Raw genomic sequence first — 14,132 nt, 5'->3', positions numbered from 1 at the left:
CGGTCCACATCAATCCCGGCTGCTTATGAAAAAGCCGCTTTTATGGTGATTTGAATGGGTCAAGGTACGACGAACTGCTGAATGGCGAGATATTTTATACGCAAACCGAGGCTCAGATCCTGATCAAAGCTTGACGCTGGCACTGTAACGCGGAACAGCTTATTGGGTTATTGTTAATTGACGTGGCTCAGGTTGTCTGTCGTAAAAATTTAGGAGAGACTTTTGTCAAACTCTACAATCGTGGAAGTAGCCAAGCTTGCTGGGGTTTCGGTTACTACTGTCTCAAGGTGCCTGAATTCACCAGAAAAGGTGGGCAAAAAGACGCTTGCGAGGGTCCGTCGAGTAATTGAAGAGATTAACTTCAGCCCTAACATGCTGGCGCAAAACTTTCGCCGCGGTAAGACCAACATTATTCTAGTTGTTGTTCATGAAATTGGTAGCTGGCTGTTCGCTGAAATTTTAGAAGGCATTCGGGCAGTTCTCGGCACTCGTTATTCAATCATCCTGACAGAGTCGCGACCTGAGGTAAACGACAACAACTTTATTGAAATGTTGGTTGCCAAACAGGTTGAGGGCGTGATCCTCTTGTGCTCCACCTTGCCTTTCAGCAAGAAGTTGATTGAAAAAAACAAATCCAAATCGCTCCCGATAGTTATCGGTCTGGAGCCTATCAGCGCTGACCTTGGTCAGTTTCCGAGTGTGCATATCGACAATTATCAGGCTGCCTATGATGCAACGCAGTACCTTATCACCTCCGGTCATAAGGATATTGTATTTGTTTCAGGGCCAAAGCAATCCTTTGTCACGAAAGATCGAGAGTTAGGATTTTGTGCCGCAATTCAATCATCTAAACTACCCCTCGATGAAGTTAACATTGTTCATTCCGACCTGACGTCCAATGGAGGCGTCAATGCCGCCATAGAGATTTTCGCGCGATCAGTCATGCCGACGGCTATTTTTTGCGCCAACGATGACATGGCCCTTGGTGTTTTGGGTCTTGCCTCAAGGCGCGGCGTCAGGGTTCCAGAAGACTTGTCGATCATGGGCTTTGACGACACCCGATACGCAGCCATAGCTAACCCGCCGCTCTCGACGGTCCTTCAGCCCGCTAGGGACATTGGTATAGGCGCCGCGAAACGACTTCTGCGAGCGATCGATTCTCCTGAGGATAGTGCTGTAAAGGCGGAAATACTGCCTCACCGTCTGGTTATTCGAAGTTCGACGGGGCCGAGAGGTTGACCTCCATGGCTCCATAAAGCTCGTTGGTACAAGATGTAATTTGACGACGTCCGGGCTTGTCTTGATCAGTATTGTTTGGGAAGTTGTTGAAAAACGCCTCTTTTGATCGAATTGTTTAGATCATTGCCCTTTTTGGGCTTTCTTCCGTTGCCCAAGCGGCTCATATTTCTAAGAAAAATGTCGATAGTCACCGTTCGTGGCTCGACGTGATCATCGGCGCCTTTGAATGAGTCAGGGTTTCATGGAATATGTTCAATTCCGACATCCCATCAGGTTTCACACGCTCGGAAATGAGTCTTTCGGTAAATGGCAAGGGCAGTCCCATGCGGTGGCTGTAGTGGTTGAATCCTACTTCAAAAGTGTCAAATATATTGGCGGTCGCCATCGCACTCCTACAGGTCCCTTGCATGTTGCCTGTCAAAAGCTGACGAGCCATAAGCTCCATTGCCGCTGTGTACCGCCTCATATGAGGCGTGTATACATCGACACCTTGGTTCCACGCTATTTCGGCCGCGTGTAGGGCCGACGCTAACCCAAACTGGGCATGATGACCATTGTCGCGGCAGGTTTCCTGAGTTAGCCCATCGGCCCATTTAGTTGGGTGGAACCAAAACGCGGGACTATTGCCGCCATCACCTTCGATAGCGGCAGGGGTTAAATCCGACTCTAGAAAAATGTAGGCTTTACTTCGGACTTCTAGCCTTTGAAGGCCGCGTTTGAATTCGTCCTTGTCATCGTTGAATACCGCGATCGTCATCAGCGCGTCAATCTGAGTTAGGTCGACATTCCCATTCCAGCGACTGGGGGTTGAGAGCTTCGGGTAGAAAGCGCGCCGAAACATAGTTTGGAAAGCGGCTATGTCGTCAGCCTTCCAATCTGGTGATGTTCGCATGATCTCGGCGGCCTCGCCGAATAACACACCAATCCAGCCAGCGTGCAGCTTGTCTTGGTCGGTCGTCCCCACGAAACCTCGAAAGTCCGCCCACATTCTCAGTATGGCGCTAGATTGGCGCGAATATCTCCTTTTGCCGGTGAGGCGCCATGCCAGAGCGTTTGCATAGGCTTTAACAGCGTCTGATTTGGAGGCGGCTGCCTGAGCTTGGTCGCCGGCATCGATCACCGCAAGCGCTGCGCTGGCCGGCAGTGCTTTTTGTTCAACTTCTTGTAGGGTGCTGGTCCAAGGCTCCTTGCCTTCGTCGATCTTTGCCTTGACCCAGTCAAGACTGGCGGCTGTATTCATTGCCCCGGGGTGGCGAAATGCTGAACCGACGTCCGCGGAAATCGGTGAGGCGAGCCCCAAAGCCAGAAGGCTCATTACAGTCAACCATATCCCGGCGCGCAATTGTGTAAAAATTTGTGCTGAACCTAAAGTCATGGAAGATATGGATGCTAGTAATGATAGACTTAGAGGGATGTCGTTGGTTCTAAATTCGGCAATGATCATGCCTTTTACCGAGACTTCTGTCGATCATTCTTGGCTTCCGACAAGTCTGCAACCGCCGAGGCGGCGAGTAGGAAGGCGCCAACGCCATAGATTTGTGTGTCGTCAAAAGTGTTCATTTCCGGCCGATCACTGATGGGTTGAACCCATCCCAGTTTGCCATTTTTATGGACTGCACGCGTTAAGGCTTGCCAGCCACGCTCAACATTTGGTTGGTAGACCAACGGATCGAGCAGACCGGAATTTATGCCCCAAGCCAGACCGTAAACGTAAAACGCTGTGCCACTTGACTCAGGTAAGGTGTCTTTTGGAGCACCAAGAAGCGATGCGTTCCAATAGCCATCGGTCTTTTGTATGGAGGCAAGCTTGGCCGCCATGGTCTGGAAAAGCCCCTCGAACCTCGCCCGATCTGGATCGGATTTCGGCAGGTGCGTCAAAAGATTTGCTAGGCCAGCGAATACCCAGCCGTTGCCGCGGCTCCAGAATATCTTCTCACCGTCCTTGCCCCGCCGTTCGAAAAACCGGCTATCGCGAAAATACAGGCTGCTTTGTGCGTCCTGGAGATAGTCCGTCACGGCCCAGAACTCAGATTTGGCAAACGCCGCATAACGCGGGTCGCCGGTTGCCTTGCTAAGTTCAACCAAGGCTGGGGGCGACATGAACAGGGCATCGCACCAGCACCACCGATCAAAGCATAGCGGATCCCCCGCACCGGCGGGGCGCTCGACAAAGGCGAGGTCTGTTTGTGACGGATGAGCTAAGATCAGATCAAAAGCCTTCCGCATAGGCGCGATAGCTTCTTGTCCTGCTCCATTACGTGCAGCCCATAGATAAGCTTGCCCAACTGCATGGTCATCGGCATGATACAGACGACGTCCCAATTCCCAGCGATTGCTCTCGCCCCGCGCCATGAGGAATTCCCGATATTGCGGCTTGAGACTGCGATCGGCAAGATGCGTCAGACCGATGAAAAAAGCGCCTTGAACCCAACCTTTTGGGTCGGTAGAATCGGCAGCGTTCCTTGGATGCACCTGACCAGCTGCAAGCATTGCAATCTGATGATCTGCGACCTTTTCCGCTATGGTTAGGACGTTTTGTCTTTTTACTGAGTGCGGTAAGCCGGAACGCGCCATTCCTGTATTTGACTTTGATACAGGATCAGTTCCGACTGGCGCTTCGGGTAGGCCATTGTTTGTGAAGCCGAGGCTTGCGAATGAAACGATACTGGCGAGCAACAGCCGGACGAGATTTGATTTCATGATGCGTTCCTTCGCCTCATTCCCTGATAATGTGCTTTGAAGTGTTCTCTAAGCAAGGTGACTATAATTCGACGCAATCCGTTAGGTCGGACGAAACGCTCCAGATGTTGAGACCGCCATCGCCGGCGTAAGTATCAATGTCAGCGAGCTCATCTTTGCTAAATGCTAAGTTGCGCAGTGCTTTTAATGTGTCGGCAAGTTGGGCGACTGTGCGGGCACCAACCAATGCTGAGGTCACACGCGGGTCGCGAAGAACCCACGCTATAGCCATTTGCGCCAAGGTCTGCCCTCGCTGCTCCGCGATCGTATTCAAACCGTGTATTCGCTGCAAATTGGCTTCGGTCACCAAGTCGGGGCTAAAGGACCCAGCCTTGCCTGCACGAGCATCGGTAGGTACGCCATTAAGATACTTCTTAGTTAGAAGTCCCTGCGCTAGCGGCGAAAAAGCAATGCATCCAGTTCCCAAGTCATCCAGAGTTTCAAGGAGTTTGTCCTCGACCCAACGATTTAGCATCGAATAGGAGGGCTGGTGGATTAGGAGGGGAACATTATGACATGCTAGAATTTCTGCAGCACGAGCTGTAAGCTCCGGAGAGTAAGAAGAAATGCCAACGTACAAAGCCTTGCCTTGTTGATGCAATGTAGCAAGCGCCCCCATGGTTTCCTCCAGTGGAGTGTCGGCATCGACGCGATGTGAATAGAAGATGTCGACATAGTCAACGCCCATGCGCCTCAAACTCTGATCGCAAGAAGCAATCAAGTATTTGCGCGACCCGCCAACATCACCATAGGGCCCAGGCCACATATCCCAGCCAGCCTTTGTCGAGATGATCAGTTCGTCGCGGTGCGACTTGAAATCAGTCGCCAGAACGCGGCCAAAATTCTCCTCAGTTGAGCCGTATGGCGGGCCATAGTTGTTTGCGAGGTCGAAATGAGTGATCCCGTTATCGAATGCATAACGCAAGATCGACCTGCCTGTTTCAAAAACATCATCGCCGCCAAAATTTTGCCAAAGGCCCAGCGAGATGGCAGGCAGCTTCAGTCCACTGCGGCCGCAACGACGATAAGGCATGGTATCGTATCTAGTGGAGGCAGCGGAATAAGGAACGGGAAAGGCCATTGAAATCAATCCAAAGAAGCAAGAATTGCAGCTACGCCCATTTGCGCGATTTCGAAGTCTTCTTCACCGGTCAGGCCACTGACACCGACGGACCCAATGCAAGCCCCTTGGAAAAAGACCGGTGCTCCACCTTCCCACCCGAGATATCGGGAATCGCCATGATAATGAACGTCCCAACCGCCTTCCGCTGCGGCCTTGCCGAGATCACCACTGGGTTGGCGCAAGCGCGACGATGTGAATACCTTGTTGGTCGCGATGGTTGCCGTAGCGAAACCCGCGCCATTCATTCGTAATAGACCAACCAGCTCACCGTGACTGTCTGCAACAGCAACGCTTCCCGTTTTCTTGCGCGTCTTCAATTCGGCTATACACCGGTCAATAGCAATTCGCGCTTCGTCATCGCCTAACTGGAAATAGGAATTCATCAATAATGTCCCTGGTTGCGCTATCATTAGTTTGACTAACCAAAACATGAAAACGATGTCAATACTGCCGAGCTTCTTTATACCAAATCCATTGATAATCCCTTGCACTCGCTTTCAATATGGGGATATGTAGGATGGAAACGTTACCATATAAATATCAATAGGTGCTGTGTGAGAGGGCAAACATGCGTACTAAAAGTTTGAAAATCCGCTTGTGGATTATCGTGTCATCTCTTGCCCTAGTCGCGAGCACCTCTGCCGCAGAGTCCCGTCCTCGGTCCACGGCAACCGGCGCGACAGTCCATCCAAAGCTTTGGCCAGAAGCGAAGTCGCCCATTGGGCTCAGCGCATCGAAAGAGGCCAGGATCGGGCGCATGCTCGCCCAGATGAGCATTGAGGAAAAGGTCGGTCAGGTCATTCAACCAGAGTGGAAGACTATTAAGCCCGAGGAAGTGACCAAATATCACATAGGCTCGATTGAGAACGGCGGCGGCGCTGTGCCGGGCGGTAACAAGCATTCAACGGTCAAAGATTGGCTTGACTTGATAGAGCCCTATTATCAGGCGTCGGTTGTGCCAGGTAAGAAGGTCACTATACCCCTGATCTGGGCATCCGATGCAGTGCACGGTCATAATAATGTTTACGGCGCCACTCTCTTTCCGCACAATATCGGTCTCGGCGCTGCCCATGACCCTGAACTCTTGCGCCGCATAGGCGAAGTAACGGCTGCCGAAGTTCGATCAACGGGCATGGATTGGACGTTCGCTCCCACCATTGCTGTCGCGCGTGATGACCGCTGGGGGCGCAGCTACGAGAGCTATTCGGAAGACCCGAATATCGTTTCGCAGTATGCGGCCGCGATGGTTGCGGGCATACAGGGCACGGGGTCTGACTTCCTGGGGCCTGATCACGTTATTGCAACGGCCAAGCACTTCCTCGGCGACGGCTCTACGGATGGGGGCAGGGACCAAGGCGACTCCACAGTTTCGGAAGCGGACCTCTCCCGTCTGCATGGGGCGCCTTATGTTCAGGCCATCAATACCGGCACGCAATCTGTCATGGCCTCGTTCAATTCGTGGCACGGGGTCAAGTTGCACGCCAACAAGGCACTCCTGACTGACGTATTGAAGGGCAGGATGGGGTTTGACGGTTTTATCATGGGCGACTGGTTGGCTCACGGCCAGATACCCGGGTGCAGCAATTCTGATTGTTCGGTAGCTTTCAATGCTGGGCTGGACATATTTAACCAACCACAAGACTGGAAGGCTCTTTACGACAACTTAGTACGCCAGGTGAAGTCCGGTGAAATACCGAAGAGCCGTCTAGATGATGCGGTCCGGCGAATTCTGCGCGTTAAGTTTCGCATGGGCGTGTTTGATGCGCCGTCACCGGCCAATCGTGCGACGAGCCTCCAGCCCATTGGGACGCCGGCGCATCGCGCTGTTGCTCGTGAAGCGGTTCGGAAATCCTTGGTCTTGCTCAAAAACAATGGTGTCCTTCCGATACGTCCGAACGCAACCGTTCTTGTCGCTGGCGACGGTGCCAACAGCATCGCCATGCAATCCGGAGGCTGGACGTTGAGCTGGCAGGGTGCAGACAACGGTCCGAATGATTTTCCAGGTGCAACATCGATATATGAAGGCTTGAAGGCGCAGATCGAAGCTTCCGGCGGTCAAGCGCTACTAAGTCCGGATGGCACATCGCCTCAAAAGCCAGATGTTGCCATCGTCGTTTTCGGTGAAAAGCCTTACGCGGAGTTCATGGGCGATCAGAGCGACGTGGCTTTGCATCACAATAACGTCGAAAGTCTGGAACTTATCCGCAATCTCAAGAAGCAGGGTATACCAGTCGTCGCCGTCATGATGTCGGGGCGACCTCTGTACGTGAACCCCCAAATAAATGCAGCCGATGCGTTTGTGGAAGCGTGGCTGCCGGGCTCGGAGGGTGCTGGCGTTGCAGATGTTCTCTTGTCACGCCCTGACGGAACTCCCCAATATGATTTTCAAGGGCGGTTAAGCTTTTCGTGGCCCAAGCGCCCTGATCAAACGCCTCTGAACATCGGTGACGCAGCCTATGATCCTCAATTCGCTTATGGCTTTGGACTTTCTTACGCAACGCGGGTAGTAACGCCCATCTTGCCCGAGGTCGCCGACACGACGCGGTACGGCGAAAGGAACGTCTATTACACCAAAGGAGAAGTCTGGAACGGCTATAGGCTGTGGCTCGGCGACAGCAATGCGCCTCGCATGGACTATGTTGGAACCAAGACGACATTGTACGGTTCGGCAGGGTTAATGGCGGAGCCTCAAAGCGACGGGGCTGTGCACTTGGCTTGGAACGGCAAGTCCAAGGCTTGGGCAGAGATGGGGGCCAATAAACCATCAGACATTGCAAGAGAGGCCAACGGCGCCATGCTGCTTTCTCTCAACCTACGCATCAACGTGCCGCCGACGAGCGATGTCAGGCTCGGTGTGGGAAGCGCATCGGTACCAATTACTAGAGTTCTGAAAAGCCTTGCTCCTGGTGCTTACGCGACCATCGCGGTTCCATTGTCATGCTTCAAGGGGCAGGATTTGGCGGCCACTCCAACAATCTTGCACCTGGAAACAGGCGGTTCGCTTGACCTTTCTCTTGCTGACGTCAGGCTAACTGAAACCAAGGCGGGTGCCGCATGCCCCACGGAGTGAAAATCGCAGGCCGCGCGGCCCCACCGATGCTTGCCCTGGCTCTGCTTGTTGGTCATGCGATCGCCGCAAACCCGGCCGCCGCCAAAAACCCGCAGGCGTCAAAGAATTCCTCTGGCCAACACCGCGTCGTGGTCTGGAATGGCGAAACCGCAAATGTGGGTGGCGGTTGGGTGAACCCGACGCGATCGACCTTTGGTCCACAAACAATAGAAGCGCATAGCGGATCTTCGGCGCTCGAATTCAAATTCTCGGGCGACAACGAGTGGATTGGCGCAGGCTGGAACTGGTTCAACTTCAAGACCGGTGACGACATAGGTACCGATGTTTCGGGGCTAGAAACCTTTAGCTTCTGGATAAAGGTTCGGGGCAAGCCCGTTCAGTTCCGGCTCAATCTGCAATGCAACGGGGCGGTGCTTGATACGCCCGAACAACATTCCACGCGTATCGACGTCCTAACTTACGCGCCTGACATTTTTGACGGCAATTGGCATGAAGTGCGAGTTCCACTTCGAGATTTAGTTGAGTCCAAAGGCTTCAACCCACACAACGTAAGTCAGATACAACTTGATTTGACTGTTGGTGCTGACACGCAGAACAGCTTTTTCATCGACGACATCTCGTTCGACAATCGCCCATCCACGTAATCAACAACTGCGCATGAAAGGCGTCAACATATTCGTTTTCATATTTGCACGGATCATTCACATGATCCGCCACATTGGAAAGATTGCCGGGCCGAGCAAGTTTGCCTGTCCACCCGGCGCGCTTGACGGTCCTTTCTGGGAGAAATGAATGGCCATCTTTCGTAAAGCCGTTTCACTGGCATGCTGCGTATTGGCAGTCTGCGTGATGACCTCTGAGGTCCATTCGCGGGAACTTAGGCCCGCAAGCGCATCTGTGATTTCAGCGCCTTCAGCAATCCCTTGGAATCGACAAGAAGTTGTTGCACTGGCTGAAAAGGTCGGGAACTATCAATTGGCTACCATGGCAGCAGGCTTAAAGCCGAACCCCTCTGCCGCCTACCCCGACCCAAGAGGCTGGGAGCAGGGTGCACTGTTTGTCGGCCTCATGTCTTTGGCGGATCATTCGTCCCGGCCGGAATTCGCCGCAGTTATTCGCGCCCGAGGACAAGCCAACGGCTGGCGACTTGGTGACATGATCAATGACGCCGACGACCACATCATCGGATCGAGCTATTTCTGGGCATCGCGGCACGGTGCCGGTGACGCCGCGATTGTGCCGATGCGCGCGCGCCTCGACGAAATCCTGGCGAAGCCTCCGGTCAATGATCTAAACTTTGTTGGCAACGGTTTGACCTGCCGAGATCGCTGGTGCTGGAGTGATGCGCTATTCATGGCACCCCCTGTTTGGCTGGAAATGAGCAAGGTCACCGGCGATCTGCGTTACGCCAACTATGCAAAGAGAGAATTTCGCGCGACAACTGGCAAGCTCTATGACCCGGCATCGCACCTCTATTTCCGGGACAGCCGCTTTTTCGAGCGGCGCGGCATCAATGGAAAAAAGATATTCTGGAGCCGAGGCAACGGCTGGGTTTTCGCTGGTCTGGCGCGGATGATTTCGCTGCTTCCTGAAGGCGATGCGGACCGCACCTATATGGAACGCATCTTCAAAGAGATGGCAGTCGCGCTCATTGCTCTTCAAAAGCCTGATGGTTTCTGGTCTCCGTCCTTGCTCGGCGATGCTGCGGTCAGTCCGCCCGAGTCAAGTGGTACAGGCTTCTTCACGTACGGACTTGCGTGGGGTGTAAAAACTGGGTTGCTGGATCGATCCACGTACGAGCCCCATGTCCGCAAAGGATGGGCAGCTCTTGTGCGTTCCGTTCAAAAGGATGGTAGGCTCGGCTACGTTCAGTCGATAAGCGACCGGCCCGAAGCTGTAGTTTACGATGATACCCAGCTATACGGTGTTGGCGCATTTTTGCTCGCTGCTGGTGAGGTGGCCGACCTTGACCTTCCGGCACCGTCTGTCGTAGCAAGCCTTGAAGTCTATAACCCTTCTCGCTTTGATCAGGGGGCGGCCATTGCCCAGATCGCCATGGGGCTCCCAGAAAGTCGTGCTGGCGGATGGTCGGTGGAAACAGGCGGCGCCGTCTACCCGGCGCAATATGAACGCGGCATCCTAAGCTTTGTCATGCCGATCAAGCAGCATCAAACGTTGCAGGTCAGCGTTCGGCCGCAACCCGCACCTTTGCCCGAACTTGTGCACGCAATATTGAATGTACAAGACGGCGGGAAAATGGAAGACGGATTGCTTAAGGGCGGTACTTTTCACCTGCGCAAGTCCTACCAAGTCCCCGCTGAACATTTTATCCATGATGGCCTGATCGCCTTTGAAGGCATAGGTTGGGAGTCGGACAAGGTTGCCTACAGGCTTTACTTGGATGAACGTAGCGTCACCGACATTTACGGCAAGAAATTACCTAGACCCATCCTGCCGTCCATAGGACAAAACGAAGGCGACTATCATGTAATGAATGATTGGGGGCAGGACATTTTTCAGGTCGACAAGAGCCTGGGGAGTGGTGGCATCGGCATCGTGAAAAACGGCAAGGCCGAACAAATCGGTCCATCGACTATTGCGGCCGAAGTTGCTAATACCGCAATTACAGGTCATGCAATCGTAACGCATTCCGACTTCGATTCCGGCGGAGGTTCGTTGCGTGCCCACTACAAGATTTCATACGGGCAGGCTCTTACCTTTGTCGATGCTGCAGCAACCGGATCAGTTTCTCCCTTTGCCGCCGGCTTCCGCCATCATCCAGGGGTTCTGCTACTGAAGGGTGAGAAGTCAGAAGCATGGAGCTATTTTGCTTCATGGGGCGAGCAGGCTCTTACGAATGACAATCTGGGCCTAGCCATTTTCTTCAAGCCAAAGGACACAACGGGAGACGTGCGAGACGATGGGCGAACCTATTTCGTGACATTTAAGGATCCAGGTCATGTGCGCTATGCTTTTGGCGCGACTTGGGTGCAGGACTTGAGCGGCGTGCGCGATCTGAACGGATTCAACGCCTGGCTTGACTCAACGGTCGACGGGCTAAATCATCCGGTTGTCGTAAAGTTACTCTCGAAACACGACAAGGATTAAGGAAGAGTAGGATGATCACACTTTCGGTTAATGGCCAACCTCGACAACTTAAAGTACCAGACGAAATGCCCCTCCTTTGGGTGTTGCGGGACGAGCTGGATGTAAAGGGGACCAAATTCGGTTGCGGTGTTGCTCAGTGCGGTGCCTGTACGGTCCATATCGACGGAGAACCCGTGCGAGCGTGCATCACCCCGGTCGGCGGCATCGGTGACGGCAAAGTCGTGACTATAGAAGGCATAGCTGGCAGCCGCCAGGGACGCGCCATTCAGGAAGCTTGGCTCGAACTCGACGTTATTCAGTGCGGCTATTGCCAGGCCGGTCAGATTATGACCGCGACGGCTCTGTTGACCCAGAACCCCACACCTGACGACGCAGCCATTGACGTGGCGATGGAAGGCAATCTGTGTCGGTGCGCTACGTACAAGCGCATAAGGGCAGCGATCAAATCAGCATCGGGACAGCCCGTAGACGACACTCGCAACCGCGGCACGGAGGCCTGAAATGGAAACAACACGTCGGCTTTTTCTGAAATCTGGCGTCTTGGCCGGAGGAGGGCTTTTGCTTGGTTTCGGCTTGTCGGCCTGCACAGAAAAGGACGATCCAGGTCCAGTGACAGCAGTAACCGATTATGTCGCTATCTCGTCTGACGGCATAGTGACCCTCATAGCCAAAAATCCTGAAATTGGCCAAGGGGTCATGACCAGCCTTCCCATGCTTATTGCCGAAGAACTAGATGTCCTTTGGGCCAATGTGAGGATAGAAACCGCCGCCTCCGATGACAAGCGCTTCGGCGCTCAGTTTGCTGGCGGCAGTATGGCGACCGCTCTGGAATACATGCCGATGCGCCAGGTCGGGGCTGCAGCGCGTTGGCTTCTGATCGAGGCGGCTGCAAGACGTATGAAAGCCACGCATGACGCCTTCACAACAAAGGCTGGCAAAGTAAGGCACAAGGACGGCGCAACGTTTGACTATGGTGAATTGGCCGCCGAAGCCGCGCTTCTGGCTCCACCCGATCCTACTAAGCTTACGCTAAAGGACCCTAAAAACTTTTTGCTAATTGGCAAGACACAGAAAGGATATGACAATCCAAAAATCGTTAGGGGCGAACCGATTTTTGGCATCGACGTGAGCTTGCCCGGCATGTTGTACGCGGTTTATTTGAAGTCACCAGTTTATGGCGCGCGGCTCATCTCGTGCGATCTTTCCGCTGCGAAGGCCGCCAACGGCGTCAAAGACGTATTTGTGCTTAAGGGCACGGATCTGCATGGGCTGAAGGATGGTATTGCAATTGTCGCCACTAGTTGGTGGTACGCGCAGGCTGCGCGCGCCCTGCTTTCACCGGTATGGGATGAAGCCGTCGGTAAATTGCACGACAGTGAAATCTATTCCCAAACCGCCAAGACGCTGTTGCTAGGCGAGGGCGAGGTCAAAGAAAAACGCGGCAATGCTGACGCTGCTTTGAGATCGGCTACCCACACTTTTGACGCCGAATACAACGTGCCATTTTTGGCCCACGTCCCGATGGAACCGCAAAACTGTACAGCCGTGGTAAAAGCTGAGGGCGTCGAAATTTGGGCGCCGACGCAGCAACCTAATGACGGCAAGGCGCTCATTGCAAAGACGCTTTCCATCGATCCGGCCATCGTCACCGTCCATATGCGACGATGTGGGGGAGGCTTTGGTCGTCGGCTCGAGAACGACTACATGGCAGAAGCCGTCGCTATTGCGCAAAAGGCAGGTGCACCAGTCAAACTGGTCTGGGCGCGCGAGGATGATGTCGCTCACGATTTCTTTCGCCCCGGAGGTTACTACCGTGTCCGTGCCGGCGTTGATGCATCAGGTAAGTTGGCAGCTTATATTAGCCACAGTGTGAACTTCACCCGTGAAGGCAAGATTGTACAAGGCGATGAGGTCGCAGGTAACGCATTCGCTTTGACCGTCGCTCCACACACCCGTGTTGAGTTCTCCAAGATTGAAACCACCATACCAACAGGTTACCTGCGTGCACCTGTTTCTAACGCGCTTGCTTTTGTGCACGAGACTTTTTGCGACGAGATCGCTCATGGTGCGGGCCAGGATCCGATTGCCTTCCGTCTGGCCCATCTCAATGCCCACATTGATGATTACAACGGAGATCGGTTCGGGGGATACAATCCGGCGCGAATGCGCGCTGTCTTGAAGACTGTCGAGGAGCGTTCGGGCTGGAGAAGTAGGGCCTCCGGCAAAGGCGAGGGCATGGGCGTGGCAACCTATTTTAGCCACCATGGATATTTTGCTGAAGTTGCGAAGGTCAGAGTGACGGACGATGGCAAATGGCGCGTTCTCAAGGTCTGGGCGGTAGGGGATGTCGGAAACCAGATCGTCAATCCAAGCGCAGCCAAAAACCAAGTTGAGGGTGCCGTGATGGATGGTATTGGTTCTATGTCGGCAGAAATTACGTTCTCAAAGGGCCGAGCGGTTCAGACGAACTTTCAAGATATTCCGATGATGCGTATGCCTCAAGCGCCTGAGGTTGACGTGCAGTTTGTGCTTAGTGAATTTCCGCCAACGGGCCTAGGTGAACCTGCCCTGCCGCCTGTCATTCCAGCCGTTGCCAACGCGATCTTCGCTGCATGTGGCGTGCGCCTGCGTCAACTTCCTTTGACAGAACAAGACTTAAGGGCGGCCATTGACACGGCACGTACTTGATCAAGTTCCTGTCGCCATCTACCGCGAATTTTTCCTTAGCGATGTTGCCGCGTACGCCCGCCCTCGGCAGTTCGCGCGAGGCGTCCGAATTGGTGTGATTGGCGATGGCTTATGGCCTTGAGGTTGCGGTGCAGACCCCGGGGAACGAACTATTGTTTACCCTTC

The 14,132-nt window shown here is 53.7% G+C and carries 10 protein-coding genes; 6 read left to right on the top strand and 4 right to left on the bottom strand.

Annotated features, from left to right (window positions below; translation table 11 throughout):
- The first annotated feature begins 222 nt into the window (after nucleotides 1-222).
- Nucleotides 223-1,239, top strand: coding sequence for a LacI family DNA-binding transcriptional regulator (locus tag ACIQ2T_RS01475; RefSeq protein WP_397589273.1), 1,017 nt, complete (start codon nucleotides 223-225; stop codon nucleotides 1,237-1,239).
- A gap of 187 nt (nucleotides 1,240-1,426) precedes the next feature.
- Here ACIQ2T_RS01475 and ACIQ2T_RS01470 read toward each other — a convergent pair whose 3' ends face one another.
- The 4 genes from ACIQ2T_RS01470 to ACIQ2T_RS01455 all read right to left on the bottom strand — a co-directional run bounded on the left by ACIQ2T_RS01470 (nucleotide 1,427) and on the right by ACIQ2T_RS01455 (nucleotide 5,484).
- The gene (locus ACIQ2T_RS01470; protein WP_397589272.1) at nucleotides 1,427-2,683 is read right to left on the bottom strand and encodes an alginate lyase family protein; all 1,257 of its coding nucleotides are present in this window, start codon (nucleotides 2,681-2,683) and stop codon (nucleotides 1,427-1,429) included.
- Between the two features lie 5 nt (nucleotides 2,684-2,688).
- The gene (locus ACIQ2T_RS01465) at nucleotides 2,689-3,939 is read right to left on the bottom strand and encodes a glycoside hydrolase family 105 protein (protein WP_397589271.1); all 1,251 of its coding nucleotides are present in this window, start codon (nucleotides 3,937-3,939) and stop codon (nucleotides 2,689-2,691) included.
- 61 nt (nucleotides 3,940-4,000) lie between these two features.
- Nucleotides 4,001-5,059, bottom strand: a complete 1,059-nt coding sequence (gene mgrA, locus ACIQ2T_RS01460) for an L-glyceraldehyde 3-phosphate reductase (protein WP_397589270.1) — start codon at nucleotides 5,057-5,059, stop codon at nucleotides 4,001-4,003.
- A gap of 5 nt (nucleotides 5,060-5,064) precedes the next feature.
- Entirely contained in the window at nucleotides 5,065-5,484 is a 420-nt protein-coding gene (locus ACIQ2T_RS01455) for a heme-binding protein (RefSeq protein ID WP_397589269.1), read from the bottom strand.
- Between the two features lie 185 nt (nucleotides 5,485-5,669).
- Between ACIQ2T_RS01455 and ACIQ2T_RS01450 the strand changes: the two genes are divergently transcribed.
- The 5 genes from ACIQ2T_RS01450 to ACIQ2T_RS01430 all read left to right on the top strand — a co-directional run bounded on the left by ACIQ2T_RS01450 (nucleotide 5,670) and on the right by ACIQ2T_RS01430 (nucleotide 13,967).
- A complete protein-coding gene (locus tag ACIQ2T_RS01450) occupies nucleotides 5,670-8,171 on the top strand; it encodes a glycoside hydrolase family 3 N-terminal domain-containing protein (RefSeq protein WP_397589268.1) in 2,502 nt (833 codons plus the stop codon).
- The gene (locus ACIQ2T_RS01445) at nucleotides 8,156-8,815 is read left to right on the top strand and encodes a hypothetical protein (protein ID WP_397589267.1); all 660 of its coding nucleotides are present in this window, start codon (nucleotides 8,156-8,158) and stop codon (nucleotides 8,813-8,815) included. The genes ACIQ2T_RS01450 and ACIQ2T_RS01445 overlap by 16 nt, the downstream gene beginning before the upstream one ends.
- Nucleotides 8,816-8,963: 148 nt before the next feature.
- Nucleotides 8,964-11,279, top strand: a complete 2,316-nt coding sequence (locus ACIQ2T_RS01440; RefSeq protein ID WP_397589266.1) for a glycoside hydrolase family 88 protein — start codon at nucleotides 8,964-8,966, stop codon at nucleotides 11,277-11,279.
- A gap of 11 nt (nucleotides 11,280-11,290) precedes the next feature.
- Nucleotides 11,291-11,779 carry a (2Fe-2S)-binding protein gene (locus ACIQ2T_RS01435; RefSeq protein WP_397589265.1) on the top strand — a complete coding sequence of 163 codons (489 nt, stop codon included), beginning with the start codon at nucleotides 11,291-11,293 and terminating at the stop codon, nucleotides 11,777-11,779.
- A 1-nt stretch (nucleotide 11,780) separates the two neighbouring features.
- Nucleotides 11,781-13,967 (top strand): molybdopterin cofactor-binding domain-containing protein, encoded by a 2,187-nt coding sequence (locus ACIQ2T_RS01430; protein WP_397589264.1) that lies wholly within the window; start codon nucleotides 11,781-11,783, stop codon nucleotides 13,965-13,967.
- Nucleotides 13,968-14,132 lie beyond the last annotated feature (165 nt).

The organism is Sphingorhabdus sp., assembly GCF_044357595.1.
In the GTDB taxonomy this organism is placed as follows: Bacteria; Pseudomonadota; Alphaproteobacteria; order Sphingomonadales; family Sphingomonadaceae; genus Sphingorhabdus_B.
Note: the sequence above shows the minus strand (reverse complement) of the source record. Positions and strands in the feature narration are given on the sequence as shown.